Origin of the sequence: Belliella buryatensis (genome assembly GCF_900188245.1) — a bacterium.
GTDB lineage: Bacteria > Bacteroidota > Bacteroidia > Cytophagales > Cyclobacteriaceae > Belliella > Belliella buryatensis.
The window spans coordinates 7,597-25,437 of the sequence record NZ_FZOK01000017.1; the positions used below are offsets into that span (position 1 = coordinate 7,597).

Sequence of the window (17,841 nt, forward strand, 5' to 3'; positions counted from 1 at the left end):
ATGAAATCCTCCAAGTTTATTAAAAGTCTAAAAGAGGATAATGAAAAATATGAAAGTATTCTAAACAAATTCAAGAGCTTCTGACTCCCCCGAGGCTTCGGGGCAGGAGGTCGCTGTCCCGAGGCTTCGGGAGAGCCCAGCTGGGCCCAAAAGCCGAGGATTTTTCCTCGGCTTTTTCTATTTTTATAGTCATGAAGACCTTTGTCTATATACTATATTCTGAGAAGCTTGAAAGGTTTTATATAGGTCTCACCACTTTGAAATCCTCCAAGTTTATTAAAAGTCTAAAAGAGGATAATGAAAAATATGAAAGTATTCTAAACAAATTCAAGAGCTTCTGACTCCCCCGAGGCTTCGGGGCAGGAGGTCGCTGTCCCGAGGCTTCGGGAGAGCCCAGCTGGGCCCACAAGCCGAGGATTTTTCCTCGGCTTTTTCTATTTTTATAGTCATGAAGACCTTTGTCTATATACTATATTCTGAAAAGCTTGAATGGTTTTTTAAAACCCTCCGTAGACTATCGGCCATCGCCCCTAAATTTACATTTTACCTCATTCCAAATATTTAATTACCTTTCAACAACCTTTTAAATTGATTTCCAATCCAATTACCTAATTTTAAGATTTAGAAACCTAAAAGAAAAACCTTACTCCAAATGCCATTGCTTTTATTTTCCATTTTTGGATTGTTCTTATTCAATACTCCTAGTGAACCAGCGGATAGAACATACTTGATGCAAGACCTTCAAAACCTGAAAACTGAAGAGGCGATTGATGAATTGAATAATCGTGCTTTTAATTTGAGAGGAAGCTACCCAGATTCCTTGCTGATTTATGCTGCCAAAACTTTAGAAGCAAGCCAAAACCTCAACTACCAACTAGGTATTGCACAGAGCTACACCAACTTTGGAGTTTACCACTACCAAAAATCCAATAACGGAACAGCCATAGATTACTACCTCAAAGCAAAGGAAATTTATGATCAATTAAAGCTTACATCCAAGTCCGCTAGTACTAGCAATAATATTGGATTGATCTATTTTAGAGAAAAAGACTATAAAAAAGCCCTAGAATATCACCAAGAGGCAATCGACTTGACTGAAAAGGAAGATAATTTTTTGAACCGTGCCAATTATAAACTCAATAAAGCCTTAGCAGTCAATTTTGTGGATTCATTTGATCAAGCCCTACCGATATATTATGAAGCAATTAGAGACCTCGAACAAACCAACGACTATGGATACCTATCCAATGCCTATTTAAATTTAGGAAATCGATTCGGAGCAAATGGGAAACTGGATTCAGTAAAAAAGTACTTTGACAAGGGCTTGATGATGGCTCAAAAAACGGATGATTTCGAAGCACTTTCATACGCATATACCAGCCAAATCAAATATTATGTAGCTACAGACAACCCTGATGAAGCTTTAGACTTTGCTGAAAAGTCCTTGTCCAATGCTTTGAAATCTGGAGTCATATCGAATATTTCAGATGCTTATAATACCATTTCCCAACTTCAAGAAAGTTTGGGAAATGTCCAAGGTGCACTTGATAACCTAAAGAATCATTATACTTACAAAGATTCTCTCAGACAAAAGGAACAAACTTTGGAAATTGCCAGAATAGAAGGAAATAAATTACTGGAACGAGAAAAGGCAATTTTTGATCTGGAACTGAAAACGAAAGAGAAAAGTAACCAGCAAAAACTTTTGATCATTGGGCTACTTTTTATCCTTTTTCTTATCTCAATCATACTCTTCATTATGGTAAACAGAAATCTCAATAAGTCAAAAAAGCAATACCAGCTTTTGAAGACCAAAAATGAGGAAATCAGAATGCTCGCTATGAACTTGAAGCGTATGAATGAACATCAAAATCAGATCTTTAGCATAATTGGACATGATCTTACAGGACCTGTGAAATCACTCGTCGCAGTAGCAGAGCTGATCAATGAAAAGCAACTGGATTCGGAAGATTTGAGTGAAATAATGCCTCACCTCAGCATGGAGATAAAAAGAGCTGGAATTACTTTGGAAAATTTGCTCCATTGGTCAATAAGTCAAAAAGAGGGAGAAAACATCAACCCTGAACATTTCAATCTGAAACTCCTATTCAATGAAATCACCAATTCCCTGCAATATGCCATAGATCACAAACAACATCAGATCAAAATTGAGGTCGATGATAGCTTAATGCTTTATGCAGACAAACAAATGATCCAAATAGCGCTGCGCAACATCCTATCTAACGCTATCAAATTTACCAACAAGGGGGGCTTGATTTCTTGCTCAGCAAATGTAACTCACGATAAAATGATGATTTGTATAGAAGATAATGGAATAGGGATAAGCGAAATCAATCTTGCAAAGCTAGAGGAAAACAACCTAGTCTCTAGCTTTGGAACCAATCAAGAAAAGGGAACAGGATTAGGTATTGCACTTTGCAAACGTTACGTAGAAAAGAACAACGGGGAAATGGAAATACAAAGCAAAGTCAACCAAGGCACCATAATCTGCCTATCCTTCCCAATAACCCAATAACTCAATCAACTAATCCCGATGAAAACGATAATGTCCACGGTCCAAAGCCCACAGTTGTCCCCTTTCTGTCGTCCGTCGTCCATCGACCCTAATATCTAACCCCAATCAACCAAAACCCTCACGCCTCAATCTACAATCTCCCCGACCCCTCGGGGCTAAAATCTAAAATTTACCTCTCCCCATGTCCACCAAAAAGCAAGTCCTAATTATCGATGAAATGCACCCTTCCATCATTTCATTGTTAGAAGATGCAGGTTTCCATGTTGATTACGAGCCGAAGATCCAAAGAGCTGAAATCATGGAATTAGTCTCTCAATATCATGGACTGATCATTAGGTCTAAGACACCAATGGATCGGGCACTTTTGGAAAGGGCCATCAACTTAGAATTTATCGGCAGAGCAGGAGCTGGACTGGATCAAATTGACCTTGGTTATTTGGAACAGAGGGGGATTCAATTACACAATGCGCCAGAGGGAAATAGGGATGCAGTCGGAGAACACGCTATTGGTGCATTACTATCACTTTTTAACCACATCAAGAAAGCTGACTTAGAGGTAAGAAAAGGGATTTGGGATAGGGAAGGAAACAGGGGAGAAGAGTTGGCAGGGAAAACAGTGGGGATTTTCGGTTTCGGTAATATGGGTCAGGCTTTTGCGAAAAAGTTAGCTGGTTTTGATGTAAGAATTTTGGCCTACGATAAATATAAGAATGGCTTTGGCTCTGAAGAAGTTGAAGAGTGTACTCTTGAACAAATACAGCAGACGGTAGATATTCTCAGCATCCACGTTCCGCTCACATCAGAAACACGCAATTTTTTCACCTTAGACTTATTAAAATCATTCAGCAAACCTATCTACCTGATCAACACAGCAAGGGGAGAAGTGATCACTTTTGAGACCCTAAATCAAGCCCTAGATCAAGGTATTATTAAGGGAGCTGTCTTAGATGTTTTGGAAAATGAGAAGTTCAAGACCTTCTCAGAAGTACAAAAGCAAGAATTTCAAAGATTAGCAGACAGGGAAAATGTGCTCTTCAGCCCACACATCGCTGGCTGGACATTCCAATCTTACGAAAAAATCAACCAAGTCCTAGTCAATAAAATCAAAACCCATAGCTGTTCTTAACTAATCTAATGAATATTCATTTTTGCGAATTACGTAATCCTAAACTGTTCACTGTCCTCCGTCGACCCCTGTCCAATACAAATAATCCTCAACAATAAAATTGCTTTCATTCAGCAATCTTCATATCTTTGTCTTCAACATAACGCAAATGCATAGGAGAAACGGTTTCATATCTGAGACCGTTCTTTTATTTTTCATAGCCATAGTAAAATTTAAAAAACATGGGAAACATTCAGTATTACACAGAAGAAGGATTGAAGAAGTTGAAGGATGAGCTTCATGAACTCAAAACCAAAGGCAGACAAGACATCGCCAAGCAGATTGCTGAAGCAAGAGACAAGGGAGATTTGAGTGAAAATGCAGAATATGATGCTGCTAAAGATGCTCAGGGCTTACTTGAACTCAAAATTGCCAAACTTGAAGCTGTAGTAGGAAATGCCCGAGTGATGGATAGCTCCAAAATGGATACTTCCAAAGTGGGAATCCTATCTACTGTGAAAATCAAAAATGTAAAAAATGGCATGACCGTTTCTTATACCTTGGTTTCCGAAGAAGAAGCAGACCTCAAAGCTGGTAAGATTTCCCTAGCTTCTCCATTTGGCAAAGGCCTCAACGGAAAAGCCGTAGGTGAAATCGCACAAATCAATGCTCCAGCAGGCGTATTGGAATTCGAAGTATTGGAAATCTCTTATTAAATATTTCTTCTCCCGATGGTAATCCCTCGGGATTTTTTATTTTTGGACTATGGCTTCAATATTTACTAAAATTATCAATAGAGAAATTCCAGCAGAAATTATCGCTGAGGATGAAAATTACATCGCATTTTTAGATATCATGCCCTTAGTCAAAGGGCACGTCCTTGTAGTCCCCAAGCAGGAGGTTGATTACATTTTCAACTTAGAAGATGATGTCTTAGCAGGATTGCATGTATTTGCCAAGAAAGTGGCCAAGGCCATTGATAAAACCATCAAATGTACCAGAGTAGGAGTGGCTGTCATAGGCTTAGAAGTCCCTCACGTACATGTGCACTTGGTACCTCTTCGCACCATGGATGACATCAACTTCACCCGCCCCAAACTCAAACTTACTCCAGAAGAACTAAAAGCAATAGCAGACCAGATTAGAGCTGGATTTTAATCGTGTATCGATAATGTAATAATAGTACCTATGAAAATATATGACAGACATTCATATACCATGATGTTTATCTTGACTGGGATTTACATGCTTTTGGGTGTTTTGAAGGGTTATTTTATTTCCATTGATGCCTTCTCAATAGGATATTTTTTTATGGGTTTTTTGGGTTGTATTTATCTGGTGATTACTTACCAGAACCCATTTTTAGAAATCAAAGATGATCTAATCATCAAGGCTGGTATCTTTAAGAAAAAAAGAATGAAAATAGCTGATGTCAAATCAATTGAAAAAGTTGAAAATAAGTTACTAATCAAATCAGAAAATGATCAGATTAAAATCTCCAAAGGCATGCTTGATGACTCCAAACTCATTAATTTTGAAATTTATCTCAAAAGCAAAATAAACCAATAAACAATCCGCACCCATCCACCTAACCAGCATCATCCACGTTCTACCTACTACCTACAGTATTTATTGATCAATTCCTTATCAAGTCCTTTATTTTTTACTTTTTTTGCTAACATATTTCCAAGAGGTTGAAGAATTTTAAACACAATCCCATGAACTTTGGAATCGTTAAGTTCTCCTAACCAAAATGCCACACCTAAGTTTTTTGGAATCCCATTTTTGTCAGTCAAACCATCTTGTGCCAATCCATACATGATCCTCAGAGAGTTTTCAAAACCTGTATGACCAGGCGTAATCTTGATATTGAATTTGATTTCATGATCTTCACTTGGATTAAAAAATCCATGCGCTTCAAACCGTTTGACAGTATAACTTTCTCCTGGTTTTAATAGCAATGTTTTACCTTTCAATTTAAGTCCAAGCTCACCTGCTACAGCAGTAAACTTTTCTTCAAAACTGGTATGATGATGTATAGGATTTCCACCTTTAGGACTCAAAATCAAGTCTAATTCTGTCAATTCACCATTGGTTTCTTCACTTGTGTTTGTAAAAGTTACTTGATCTTTGAATAGAGGATTGATAATAGTTTTCTTCATATTGCTAAAATTTCAAAAATTTATGATTCTTCAAAATTCAGTAAGGTGAAAATTTAATATTTGTCCTTATCTTCATCATACTTGTATCAAATACTAGTTTCGATGAGATTAACTTATTTTATAATTATTTTCTGTTTGTTATTATTAACAACCGCCTGTAAAGAACCTGAGGTAGAAAATTTTTTCATCACAAAGGAGAATCACGAAACAGATATTGAAAACTGGTACAACAATCGAATCTCTTCTCTCAAATCCGAAAATGGTTGGCTCAACCTTGTTGGCTTGTATTGGTTTGAGCAGGATAGCAATAGATTGGGGAGAAATGAAGAATTTGAATTGCTAGTTGATGATGAATCTTTTCCTGAATTTTTTGGAACCTTTGAAAAGGTTGGAAAGCAAGTTTATTTCAATCCTGAAATCGATGGAATCAAGATTGGTGATGAATTGATTACAGAAAAAGTACTTGTTTTCGATCCCGAAAATGATTTTTCTCCAACAATTACATATGGCACTTATAGAATGTCTGTATTGCAGAGGTCAGATTTAGTGGGCTTGCGATTGAGAAATGTGGAATCAGGTCTTATTAAGGATTTTCAGGGAATTGATAGGTTTCCAGTGAATATGGAATGGAGATTTGAAGCACGATTGATCCCTTATGAACCTGCCAAAGAAATACCAATTTCCAATGTTTTGGGTCAAACCTATCCCGCACAAGCGCTTGGTAAAGTGAGTTTTGGTTATCAAGGTAGAGTTTACTCCTTAGACGCTTTAGAAGAAGGAGATCAACTCTTTTTGATCTTTGCTGATGGCACTAGCGGTGCTGAGACGTATGGAGGTGGACGTTATCTCTATACCCAGAAGGCCGATGAAAATGGGATCGTAATTTTGGACTTCAATAAAGCGTTTAATCCGCCATGTGTTTTTACACCTTTTGCGACTTGCCCCTTGCCACCACGTCAGAATATTTTGGAGCTTGCGATAGAGGCAGGGGAGAAGAACTGGGGGAAATAGAGGCGCTCGCAGATTACACAGATTTCACCGATTTTAATATCCCTGATGAATTCATAAAAAAAGATATTATGTATATCCGCTTTCGCACCAGTAACCATATTTTATTACGCACACACCTTAAATCAAGAGTTGAGAGAAGATCAACTTGCCTTTGAGAGGTTTGTCTTTAAGTTTGAATAAAAGTATCGTTTATGATAGATCGATACAAGTTTTTAGACTTGGAGCGATTTTTTTTCATAATTAATTCTTTATCAGTCTATTTTTTGATTTTACGTATAATTTTTTCATAATTTGTCTTATCAAGATTTAGGATTTATGAACTCAAAAATCACTCTCTCTTTTGACCAAAAAGTCATTGAAAAAGCAAAGGAGTTTGCAGCTAAGCAAAACATCAGCCTTTCAAGGTTGACTGAATTTTTATATGCACAAATAACTTCAGGAGATTACAAAACTTTAGATGAAATGCCTGTTGCTGATTGGATTGACATTTTGGCGGAAGGACAAGCAGAGTACAAGCAGAGTCCTTCACGTAAAAAATTGAAATCCATATATTTTGATTCTGAAAAGTTAGAATTAATTGAGATGCTTATAAATATAAATGAGGAAAGTGTTTTGCAAAATGTTAAAGTTTTATTAGAAGATTCTTCAAATATAATTGATGGATTATCTGAAGAAGATTATAAAGTTATGGATCAAAGAAGAGAAAGACACCTGTCGGATCAATCCAAATCTTTTTCTTGGGAAGAAGTTAAAGATTCAGCTAGAAGTTCCATAAAATGAATTTGCTTTTAAAAGAGGAAGCTAGATTCGAAATTATTGAAGCTTATCAGTATTATGAAAAGCAACAAACTAATCTTGGTGAATTTTTTTTAACTCAATTAGATAAATGTTTTAAACGTGTTAAGTCAAGCCCCTTACTTTTCCCTAAAAAAAGAGATCCCTTCCGCGAAGCTTTAGTCTCGAAATTTCCATTTATAGTGATATTTGAAATTGAAAAGGAGAATATAGTAATATATTCAGTTTTTAATACATGGAGAAACCCTAAAAATAAACCACAATAAAAAGTTCATGAAATAAAAAAGCACTCAAACAAATTTGCTTGAGTGCTTTACAATATTGTTTGGTTGATATTAACCCAACCAACTTGTCCAAGGAATTCTGCTCAGAATCAAGATCAATCCGATACCATAAGCCATATAGATAGCCCTGAATCTAGCCTTGCTGTCTGTCATTTTCTTGGCTTTGGAATAGCCAATGGTAATCACCACAATAGCAATGATATTGATCACTGGGTGTTCTAAGGCAGTCAATCTAGCTACTTTGTCTCCCATGGCACCACCACCTGTCAACAAAGAGAAACCGATTGGGCTGACAAAGTAAAGAATCAAGCCAACCAAAAGTTGAACGTGTGAAAGGATAAAACCAATCAAAGCGATTTTTCTGTGTTTCTCAGTGAAAGCTTTTCCGCTCAATGCTCCAATTAGAGCAATGATCATGATAATCGCCAATGCTGCCAATACCAAATAGGCAAGTCCCGAATGCGCGTGTTGTAGTCCTATGTACATTATAATTTTAGATTTTAGTCCCGATAGCTATCGGGAAGATTTTAGAATTGTAAGATTGTTAGAAAATTATAAGGTTTGAATGCTGGAATGTTTTAAGGTTGCCAAACGCATAATATTTGATTAATTTGATTTTAAACCTTCGGGGTTTTGAAAACCCCAAAGGTTTGTCTCATATCTCACGTCTTATGTCTTATATCTCATTCTACATACACCACCAATCCTTTCAAGTACTCCGTTTCTTGGTGGAAGATATTGATCGGGTGGTCGGATGGTTGGGAAAGATAGTGAAGGATTCTGATATTTCTACCACTTTCCAGCGCCGCGGCGGTGATTGTGTTTGCAAAAAGTTGTTTATCAACTACCTGCGAACAAGAAAATGTAAATAAAATTCCACCACTTTTGATGTGTTTGAAAGCTTCTGCATTGAGACGTTTGTAGCCTTGAACAGCATTATGTCTTGATTTTATGTTTTTGGCAAATGCCGGTGGATCCAAGACGATCACATCATAATCCTGCTCGATCTCTTTAATATATTTCACCACATCTGCGACAATAGACTGATGTTTTCCTTTAAATTCAGCAGCATTGAGCGCTACATTCTTATCGGTCAACTCAATTGCTTTGGCCGAAATATCTATGGAATGCACTTCTTTTGCGCCAGCTTTCAAAGCAGAAACAGAGAAACCACCGCTGTAACAAAAGGTGTTCAAGACTTTCTTCCCTGCACTGTATTTCCCGAATAGATGCCTGTTTTCTCGCTGATCTACAAAGAAGCCTGTTTTCTGTCCTTTTTCCCAGTCGATTTCATAGATGCAGCCGTATTCTTTTACCAAATTTGTCTTCGGCTCTCCAAAGATCAATTTGTTTTCAATTCCTGAAATATTTTTTGGCAAGGTCTCAGCGGATTTGTCATAGACAGCAGTGAGTCTCTTTCCATAAACAGCCTGCAGCGCTTGAGAAATCTCCTCAATATGCTGATGCATACCAATAGAATGCGCCTGAATAACAGCCGTTCCGTTGTAGAAATCAATGATCAATCCAGGTAAGCCATCACCTTCTCCGTGTATAAGTCTATAAACATTGGTCTCTTCACTGTCTGTCAAACCAATACTCTGCCTTACTTTAAATGCGCTTTTGATTTTTTTCTCCCAAAATATACCATCAATAGGCTGCTCTTCAAATGAAATCATACGCGCCATGATGGAGCCATTTTGAAAGTGACCAATACCTAGGAAATGATCCTTTGCACTATAGACTTGGACCAATTGACCATTTTCGAGGTCCTTGTCTCTCTTGGCAATCGCACCAGAAAAGATCCAATGATGTTTTCTGAGAATGGAGATTTCTTTATTCTTTGCTAAGAAGATTTTAGGATAATCAAGCATGTTTTTTTTGTTTTTTAGGGAAAATCATAGTGCCTAGCCACATGGATACCATACTTACCAATAAAGCAGGTACATGGGGGTAGATAGGTAATTCAAGATTCAGTAAGGCGATATAGGCTATCATACCAAAAACCATAGACATCAGTGCGCCCATTTCTGAGGATTTTTTCCAATATAACCCAGCGGTCAAAGGTACAAATAAACTCACCAACATCAGGATAGAAGCCTCAGCCACCAATTCATAAATGTTTGTCTTCCATTGTGCCATGACTGTAGCGATGATGGCCACAAAAATAATGTTAAAACGTAAGATCCACAGGAAGTATTTGTCTTGGATTTTCTTTCCGAAATATGGGCGAATCAAATTCTCTGAAATAATGGCAGAAGGTGCCAAAAGTCCAGAACTCGTCGTACTCATGATTGCTGAAATCAAAGCACCAAAGAAAAGAATTTGTACATGTAAGCCACTATGTCGAAGTACCATTTCTGGCAATAGCAGTTGCCTATTGTCCAAATAGATCTCTGGATAGAGAAACTTTGCTCCTAAGGCAATAAATAAGGGTAAAAGTCCAATGCTCACATAGAATCCTCCAGCCAAATAAGTTGATCGGATAGCAACTTTTTCAGATTTTGAAGCCATCACCCGCTGATAGATATCTTGACTAGGAATACTCCCTAAACCCAAGATCATCCAGGCACCTAAGTAATTGATCCATGCGCTGGCTTTTGCCTCAGGGAAAAACTGGAAACTTCCCTCAGGAGCAGATTCCAAAATAGGCATCACACCACCAGCTTTTTGAGCAACTAAGACAGCCACCCAAATCAAACCTACTACAATCAAAGTGGTCTGTATAAAATCCGTAATAGAAATCGCCCACATCCCTCCGAGAAAGGTGTAAAATACCACAATTCCAGCGCTGACTATGATGGCATTTGAAATGGAAATGTCTGAAATGCTATTGAATATCAAAGCCAATGCGACCAATTGAGCAGCGACGTAGCCGAAATAAGCTGGAATCATGAATACCGCAGCGAAGAACTCTACACGCTTTCCAAAGATACGTTTGTACACATCTCCTATAGTCAAGACATTCATGCGGTACATCGGCCTCAAATAAAATATCCCGAATAAAATCAAACAGAGTGCGCCACCAAAAGGATCCTCTATTACTCCCTGAAGTCCTGATTCCAAGTACTCAGAAGAAGCCCCAAAGATCGTCTCTGAACCAAACCAGGTTGCAAATAGGGCAGAGGCAGACAAAAAAAGCGGTAGCTGCCTGCCTGCTAAAACAAAGTCATTGGAATTTTTGACCAGTTTCGAGGACCAAGCACCCACCGCTACAGTGATGATTAGATATATGATGATTGCTGTGAGAAGCAAGAGGGATTCTAGATATTAGAAGGTAGATTTTAGATTTGTTTGTACCATGTAAGAAGTACAAAGTGCCAAGATAACTGGAATAGCTATTACCATCAATTTTTAAATCTTAAATCTGCAATTTGAAATCCTAAATCCTAAGAGTACATCTCTGCTCTCAAAGCCTTTATTTCTGGACTCTCTAGGTAATCATCATAAGGCATTCTTCTATCAATAGTACCTTTTGGAGTGAACTCGATGATTCTATTGGCTGATGATTGCACGAAGGCATGATCATAGGAAGTCATCAATACCGTCCCATTGAAATCTATGATGGCGTTGTTGAATGCAGTAATTGATTCCAAATCTAAGTGGTTGGTTGGTTCGTCCATCACCAAAAGGTTAGGGTTCTGAAGCATCATCTTAGATACCACACAACGAACCTTTTCACCTCCAGAAAGTACTGAGCATTTCTTCAAAGACTCTTCTCCAGTAAATAGCATTCTACCCAAGAATGTCCTGACATGTGCTTCTTCTTGATTAGCAGAATATTGTCTCAACCAATCAATCAAGCTCAGTTCAGATTGGAAGAATTTGGAGTTGTCATTTGGTAAATAGGCTTTGTTGATCGTCACACCCCATTTGAAAGTTCCTTTTTGAGTAGGGATTTCTTCCATGATGGTTTGGAAAAATTTCGTTACCGCCTGCTTGGTTTTAGAGATAAAAGCGATCTTATCCCCTTTGTCTACCATTAGATTGACGTCTGTGAAGTAAATGGCATTTTCATCCTTCAATTCCAAGCTCTCGGTCATAAAGACTTGATCTCCAGCTTCTCTTTCAGGTTTGAAGATGATGCCAGGGTATTTTCTTGTTGAAGGTTGAATATCATCTACATTGAGTTTTTCCAACATTTTCTTTCTAGCCGTAGCCTGCTTAGATTTGGCGACGTTGGCAGAGAATCGCATGATAAATTCCTGCAATTCTTTTCTCTTCTCTTCTGTCTTCTTGTTCTGATCAGATTTTTGTTTAGCAGCAAGCTGAGAAGACTCATACCAGAAAGTATAGTTACCAGAATATATTTTGATCTTGCTAAAATCTATATCCACAATATGTGTAGAGACTGCATCTAAGAAATGTCTATCGTGAGATACTACAATCACAAGATTCTTAAAATTGACCAAGAAATCTTCCAGCCAATTGATGGTTTCAGCATCCAAGTCATTGGTAGGCTCATCGAGGATCAGAATGTCTGGGTTACCGAAAAGTGCCTGAGCAAGCAATACCCTTACTTTTTGATTACCAGCTAATTCTTTCATTTGCATGTAATGCATGTCCTCAGATATTCCAAGCCCAGAAAGCATGGAAGCAGCATCTGATTCCGCATTCCAGCCGTCCATTTCTGCAAATTCGGCTTCCAACTCTGAGGCTCTAATACCATCCGCTTCTGAAAAGTCCTCTTTCATGTAGATAGCATCCTTTTCAGCCATGATCGAATAGAGCTTCTTGTGCCCCATGATGACTGTTTTGAGAACCTCTACCTCGTCAAACTCAAAGTGATTTTGTTTCAATACGGCCATTCTCTGACCTGGAGTGATGTTGATTTGGCCAGTAGTACTATCAATTTCTCCAGAGAGAATCTTTAAGAAAGTGGATTTACCAGCACCATTGGCACCAATGACACCATAGCAGTTGCCAGGTGTAAACTTTAAGTTAACGTCTTCAAAGAGTGTTCTTTTCCCAAACTTAAGGGAGAGGTTATCTACTGAAATCATGAATTATCTATTTTTGAAGGTGCAAAGATATGTAAATATTATGAAGGGCTAAATGAAAGTAAGCGAACTTCTTATTAATGTGAAAAAGACATGTGATTATCTGCAAAGACATCATCATGCACATTGAAGATTTGTAACTATGCGGATAATCGTTATCAGTTATTCCCCCTACTCTTTAAAAGTTGATTTCGTAAGCTAACGGATGGGAGGAAGAACACGAGGAAATTGAGAAAAATGATTATTGTATTTAACTTGTTATCAAGCATTTAAAAATACGTTAGTCAGAATTAGGGAAAAAGTTATCAGTGTATCAAATGATCTTTAATTTAACAATTATTTAGCGATTTATGAAAAAGTTGGTGTAATGATGTTTTCATATATCACAACAAAAAATATCCTCTAAATCCCCTTGCGCCATAATAGGAATCTGCGCCATTGTGGTAGATAAAGGTTCTTCCGAAGCGTTTGTCACCGAAAATTGCTCCGCCTTTTTTACGGATAGAATCGGGGGTTTCTAGCCATGAGGAGGTTTTGAGGTCAAAATCACCAAGAGTTTGCAAGTGAAAATACATTTCTTCAGTTAAGAGCTGTATACCGAAATCTTTAGCCATTCCTTTTGCTGTTCCAGAGGGTTTATTGGCTTTTCTTTTTTCCCAAGCTTCTTGGTCATAGCAAAGACTTCTTCGGCCAAGAGGACTTTCAATACTGCAATCACAATAGATAAATTTTCCACTTTCATGATCAATTCCAATCACATCTGGCTCACCGCCTGTAGATTCCATTTGCTGGATTGTTTTATATGCTTGAGGATTTTTTGAAAATTTAGAAAGCACATGCTGCCATTTGTAGTCAGGATGTCTTTGCATATTATTCTCAAACCTTTCTTTTAAAGTTTCAAGTAAGTTTTCTTTATTCATTTGATTATAGATTCAGTTAAAAACGCTTAATAATTTAGTACTCTTAATGTCCTGAAAAAAAAACGTCACAAAATTCTCAAAGATCCACAAAGCCCACAAAATAATTATTAACCTTCTTCATGTTCATTTACCAATTTGATATTCCCTCCCACATAGCCTGCCCCGCAGTATTACGGGGGATGGCTCTTTGTGATTTTATTAATTTTAGGGTGGTTCTTAATCAATTAAACAGTTAAGCAAATAACCAATCAACTAATCCACTAATAACTATTTCTCTTTTGTTCTGATGAAGATCATCGCAATTGCCGTAGTGATCACACCCATGACCAAGGCGGCGATGGTAGATTGTTTGGCATAGTTCGCAAAATTAAATTGGGCTTCTGCTTCTTCCGTTGTGTTGAAATAGCCGATCTCAACGGAGCGTTTGATGACATTTGGAAAGTATTCAGGTGTAATTACATAAGAGATGATCCATTGTGTTCCGGGGCTGAGAATGGCAATGATCACAGAAATGATAACTCCGGAAATTAAACCTTCCTTGTAGGTCATCCTGCCATCATAAAAGTTTTTCTTTTTGTCCTTCAATGCCATGACCATCACAATTATCGCAGGAATGGCGTAGAGGTTGGTCAGGTAAAGATGGTAATCAATGTACTTTCCATGTAAGCCTGTTGCCTTTTCAAGGACCATCCAAGCTAAGGTCATTACCGTAAAGATGATGGCCCATTTGAATTCAAGTTTAAGATTTTTCATAGCGTGGGGGTGAAAGTTGTTCCAACTTAATTTGAAAAAGTGGGAAATCAAAAAAGTTGGACTTTAGGTTATCATAATGATCAACTTCAATAATATGGAGACTGCTAGAAAAGTGGTTGAACGTTATAATTTACGGTTGATTCTAAATATACTTTTAAGCTAAAAATGTCGTTGATTTTCTTCAGGAACCTTAATATTGTTAATTAAATTATTGGTGAAATTTGGAATAATCATATAAGCTTTTATGAATATCCGTCTACATACAAGTAGGCAAATTTTATACTTTGACAATACGTGTCAATAACTTTCAGGACTGTATTTTAAGTGTTTAATTGGCTTGAAATAAAGAAAAAAGCCATGACTATCCTACAATTCAATGAAAGATATCCAGATGAGGCAAGTTGCATCCATTTCTTTAAGGAACAAAGAGAAAGAGAAGGCATTATTTGCAAGAAATGTAAGTCCAGAGAACACTACTGGCTTAATTCTCTCAATATGTTTCAATGTAAATATTGTGAATTTAGGACAGGCCTGAAGAATGGTACCGTTATGGAAAACAGCAAGTTGCCATTAAGGATTTGGTTGCTTGCAATGACACTTGTAAGTGCAACCAAGAAGGGGTTTAGCTGCCTGGAACTCCAGAGGCAGATGGGGCATAGCAGATACGAGACTGTTTTCAGACTGTACCACAAGCTCCGGGAAGCAATGGGTAAACGTGACAGCCAATATAAACTAGAGGATATGGTTGAATATGATGAGGCTTTTGTAAGCAAGGCAACAAAACTTTCGGAAAGGATGAAGCTGAAGAAAGGACGCGGAAGTCAAAAACAAGCTTCCGTTGCTGTCATGGCTGAATCATCTATTCTTGAAGACTTAATTACCGGAGAAAAGGACAAAAAGCTGCAGATATTTCAAGATGGTCAAAATAGATAACTTGAAGGCAAAAACAGCCGAAAAACTGATAAAAGGACTGATTGACAAGAAAGCTGTGGTTCAGACTGATGAAAGTACGACTTATTCTAACCTAGAAGATTGTATCGATGTCCATGTAAGCGAACTATCCTCCACAAAAGAGGGTAAGTTCAACCTCAAATGGGCACATATAGCAATAAGTAACCTTAAAAGAGATCTGCAGAAGTACCATATGGTTTCAGAAAAGATGCTTCAAAACTATCTCAATGAATTCTGTTACAAACTAAACCGAAGATACTTTGGTGAAAAACTATTTGACAGATTAGTTATTGCAAGCATTTGCCCCTACTTGTATACAAGCGGATAATCATATTAAAATTACTCTTGACGAAAACATCAAGAGGTTAATATATCTCAAATTAGGGAAAATTATGAAGCAACACTTTAAAAGTGGAATTTATAAATCAAATGATTATCTAGAATTCCGGCATAAGTTGAATCAAAAAGTATAAATGTTACTGATTTTTGTCATCTGTCAAAAGAGGCTATGTAAATAACATAATTTTTAATTTTCTTTTTGGAAATCAGTTTTCAGGTATCAAATGCTTTATGTTTAATCCAAATATTGAGTTGGAATATGAAGGAATATGAATACTTTCGTCAAAGAGTAAGCTGTATTAAGCACCCCTTCAGACTCAAAAAAACTGAATTTCCTATAAATGTCTAACTTTAATTTAATATTCCTTGTCGTAACTTCTTTTTATACCTTATTATCTTTAATTTATTTAGTTAGATCTTTAAAATTTCGATTTCAGGATAAATTTATTTGTTTGACATTATTAATTTATTCAACCTTTTTTTTGACAAGGGTACTTTGGTTTAATTTTGGTTTTATTGCTACCAATCAAGACCTTTTAGGTGTATTTAGTCCTATAATGTTTCTTCCTGCTCCGCTTTTTTATCTTGCAGTCAGAAATATAAGTTTTGGAGTAGATGTATTTAGAAAAAAAGATCTTTTACATTTTTTACCTGCATTGATTTCTGCTATCGATTTAATACCTTTTTATTTGATGCCCTCCATTGAGAAGCAAGATGTTTTAGACAAGATCATGGTATCTTACAGTGATGTATATGTACACATTGTCGGATTTATACCTAGCTTTTACATTCACCTAATTAGGCTGGTTTTGATCATTGTTTATTTTACCATAGCCCTCAACCTTATACTCAAATCAGATAGCATTAGAGAATTAAAAAATATAGAATACAAGTATTGGCTTAAGTCTTCCTTGATATTTCTATTTACTTTAAAATCCTTAGTAATCATTTTTTCAATTTCAACACTCTTTGTTAGAGTTTATAATCAGGAAATCCCAAAAGTGCAGGGCGTATTGTTTGGATTGTTTCTAGTAGTTGTTTCTACTTATGTGTTAAAGAATTATTTAAAGCTCGATTTGGCTCGTACTGCTCAGAAAACTCCTCAAAAGAAAAGGTCATTTCCTGTTATCTCCAAATTGATGGGTATCGAAAATAAAGTTAGGGCAACTAATCATAATTCAAATAGCGACTTGAATGAGAAACTCAAAGTGCTTTTTGAGAGTGATCAAATTTTCCTTCTTAAGGATATTACAACTATATCTCTTGCCGGATTGATTGGGGTCAACTCTAGAGCACTACCTACACTTTTAAACGATGTTTATGGTTGTAATTTTAAAGAGTTGGTCAATAGGTTTCGAATAGATTATGCAGTGCTGAAAATTGAAGAAAATTTTCTTGATCTTCAAACTATTGAAGCACTCAGTGATGCCTGTGGATATAATTCAAGAATTACTTTTTTCAATGCTTTCAAAAAAGAGAAGGGATACAGTCCAAATGAATATTGGAAAAGGTTCCAAGAGGGTGTAGGAAGAGAATGAGTGGATTAACTAGCATTTATTTTTTTAAAAGACTGAAACTCATAACTTATTTAAAAGGTTTTGATGAAACTTCTCAAGTTAATACAAATTAATTTGGAATAACATTAAAATCAATTTCTAACATCTCTTAGGTCCAGATTTTATTTTTCTAACCAATACTTTTATTCTCCTTGAAATAAAAATGGATGAAGCTAAAAATAGTGTCAAGAGAATATCTTTTAGTTTTGGGTAAATGCGATTAGATTTTTTAGGATAGTTGCACTTAAAAACTTGAGAAAAAGAACAATGTTTAATTTAAGAATTTATGTTCCATTTTTTCGTGGATTTTTCTGATGTTATTTTTTGTATTTCACAATTACTTAATTGAATCTCCTCGCCTTCACGTTTCAAAAACGGTAACTGAAACATATAAAAGTTGAAAAACAGAGGTGAATTGGGCTCCTTTGAGAT

16 protein-coding genes and 1 pseudogene are annotated in these 17,841 nt (G+C 36.6%); 10 read left to right on the forward strand and 7 right to left on the reverse strand.

The window, feature by feature from the left end; all coding sequences use genetic code 11:
- Positions 1–652 precede the first annotated feature (652 nt).
- From CHB66_RS15420 to CHB66_RS15440, 5 genes are all read left to right on the forward strand, one after another.
- Positions 653–2,536, forward strand: a complete 1,884-nt coding sequence (locus CHB66_RS15420) for a tetratricopeptide repeat-containing sensor histidine kinase (RefSeq protein ID WP_089242315.1) — start codon at positions 653–655, stop codon at positions 2,534–2,536.
- Positions 2,537–2,717: 181 nt separating this feature from the next.
- Positions 2,718–3,662 (forward strand): 2-hydroxyacid dehydrogenase, encoded by a 945-nt coding sequence (locus CHB66_RS15425; protein ID WP_089242316.1) that lies wholly within the window; start codon positions 2,718–2,720, stop codon positions 3,660–3,662.
- A gap of 221 nt (positions 3,663–3,883) precedes the next feature.
- The gene (greA, locus tag CHB66_RS15430) at positions 3,884–4,357 is read left to right on the forward strand and encodes a transcription elongation factor GreA (RefSeq protein ID WP_089242317.1); all 474 of its coding nucleotides are present in this window, start codon (positions 3,884–3,886) and stop codon (positions 4,355–4,357) included.
- 49 nt (positions 4,358–4,406) lie between these two features.
- Positions 4,407–4,799: an HIT family protein gene (locus tag CHB66_RS15435; RefSeq protein WP_089242318.1), complete on the forward strand. Its 393-nt coding sequence runs from the start codon at positions 4,407–4,409 to the stop codon at positions 4,797–4,799.
- Positions 4,800–4,829: 30 nt separating this feature from the next.
- Entirely contained in the window at positions 4,830–5,210 is a 381-nt protein-coding gene (locus CHB66_RS15440; protein ID WP_089242319.1) for a hypothetical protein, read from the forward strand.
- A gap of 47 nt (positions 5,211–5,257) precedes the next feature.
- Here the strand turns inward: CHB66_RS15440 and CHB66_RS15445 are convergent, their stop codons facing one another.
- Positions 5,258–5,803 (reverse strand): cupin domain-containing protein, encoded by a 546-nt coding sequence (locus CHB66_RS15445; protein ID WP_089242320.1) that lies wholly within the window; start codon positions 5,801–5,803, stop codon positions 5,258–5,260.
- 135 nt (positions 5,804–5,938) lie between these two features.
- Between CHB66_RS15445 and CHB66_RS15450 the strand changes: the two genes are divergently transcribed.
- The 3 genes from CHB66_RS15450 (at position 5,939) to CHB66_RS15460 (ending at position 7,875) form a co-directional block, all read left to right on the forward strand.
- Complete coding sequence (locus CHB66_RS15450; RefSeq protein WP_245812756.1) at positions 5,939–6,814, forward strand: DUF1684 domain-containing protein; 876 nt, start codon at positions 5,939–5,941, stop codon at positions 6,812–6,814.
- 315 nt (positions 6,815–7,129) lie between these two features.
- A complete protein-coding gene (locus tag CHB66_RS17165; protein ID WP_212668468.1) occupies positions 7,130–7,594 on the forward strand; it encodes a DUF6364 family protein in 465 nt (154 codons plus the stop codon).
- On the forward strand, positions 7,591–7,875 hold the full coding sequence (locus CHB66_RS15460) for a plasmid stabilization system (RefSeq protein ID WP_089242322.1): 285 nt from the start codon (positions 7,591–7,593) through the stop codon (positions 7,873–7,875). The genes CHB66_RS17165 and CHB66_RS15460 overlap by 4 nt, the downstream gene beginning before the upstream one ends.
- A 69-nt stretch (positions 7,876–7,944) precedes the next feature.
- Here the strand turns inward: CHB66_RS15460 and CHB66_RS15465 are convergent, their stop codons facing one another.
- The 6 genes from CHB66_RS15465 to CHB66_RS15490 all read right to left on the reverse strand — a co-directional run bounded on the left by CHB66_RS15465 (position 7,945) and on the right by CHB66_RS15490 (position 14,563).
- Entirely contained in the window at positions 7,945–8,379 is a 435-nt protein-coding gene (locus CHB66_RS15465) for a hypothetical protein (protein ID WP_089242323.1), read from the reverse strand.
- Between the two features lie 197 nt (positions 8,380–8,576).
- A complete protein-coding gene (locus CHB66_RS15470) occupies positions 8,577–9,764 on the reverse strand; it encodes a class I SAM-dependent rRNA methyltransferase (protein WP_089242324.1) in 1,188 nt (395 codons plus the stop codon).
- Entirely contained in the window at positions 9,757–11,145 is a 1,389-nt protein-coding gene (locus CHB66_RS15475; RefSeq protein ID WP_089242325.1) for a sodium:solute symporter family protein, read from the reverse strand. Before CHB66_RS15475 ends, CHB66_RS15470 begins: the two co-directional genes overlap by 8 nt.
- Positions 11,146–11,279: 134 nt before the next feature.
- A complete protein-coding gene (locus CHB66_RS15480; RefSeq protein ID WP_089242326.1) occupies positions 11,280–12,893 on the reverse strand; it encodes an ABC-F family ATP-binding cassette domain-containing protein in 1,614 nt (537 codons plus the stop codon).
- 380 nt (positions 12,894–13,273) lie between these two features.
- Positions 13,274–13,810, reverse strand: a complete 537-nt coding sequence (locus CHB66_RS15485) for a DUF4256 domain-containing protein (protein ID WP_089242327.1) — start codon at positions 13,808–13,810, stop codon at positions 13,274–13,276.
- Positions 13,811–14,077: 267 nt separating this feature from the next.
- Positions 14,078–14,563 carry a DUF4199 domain-containing protein gene (locus CHB66_RS15490; RefSeq protein WP_089242328.1) on the reverse strand — a complete coding sequence of 162 codons (486 nt, stop codon included), beginning with the start codon at positions 14,561–14,563 and terminating at the stop codon, positions 14,078–14,080.
- A 357-nt stretch (positions 14,564–14,920) separates the two neighbouring features.
- On the opposite strand from CHB66_RS15490, the pseudogene CHB66_RS15495 reads away from it, so the two are divergent.
- Together CHB66_RS15495 and CHB66_RS15500 are read left to right on the forward strand one after the other, a co-directional pair.
- Positions 14,921–15,842 (forward strand): annotated as a pseudogene (locus tag CHB66_RS15495) (IS1595-like element ISBeba1 family transposase).
- A gap of 493 nt (positions 15,843–16,335) precedes the next feature.
- Positions 16,336–17,391 (forward strand): helix-turn-helix domain-containing protein, encoded by a 1,056-nt coding sequence (locus tag CHB66_RS15500; RefSeq protein WP_170932506.1) that lies wholly within the window; start codon positions 16,336–16,338, stop codon positions 17,389–17,391.
- Positions 17,392–17,841 lie beyond the last annotated feature (450 nt).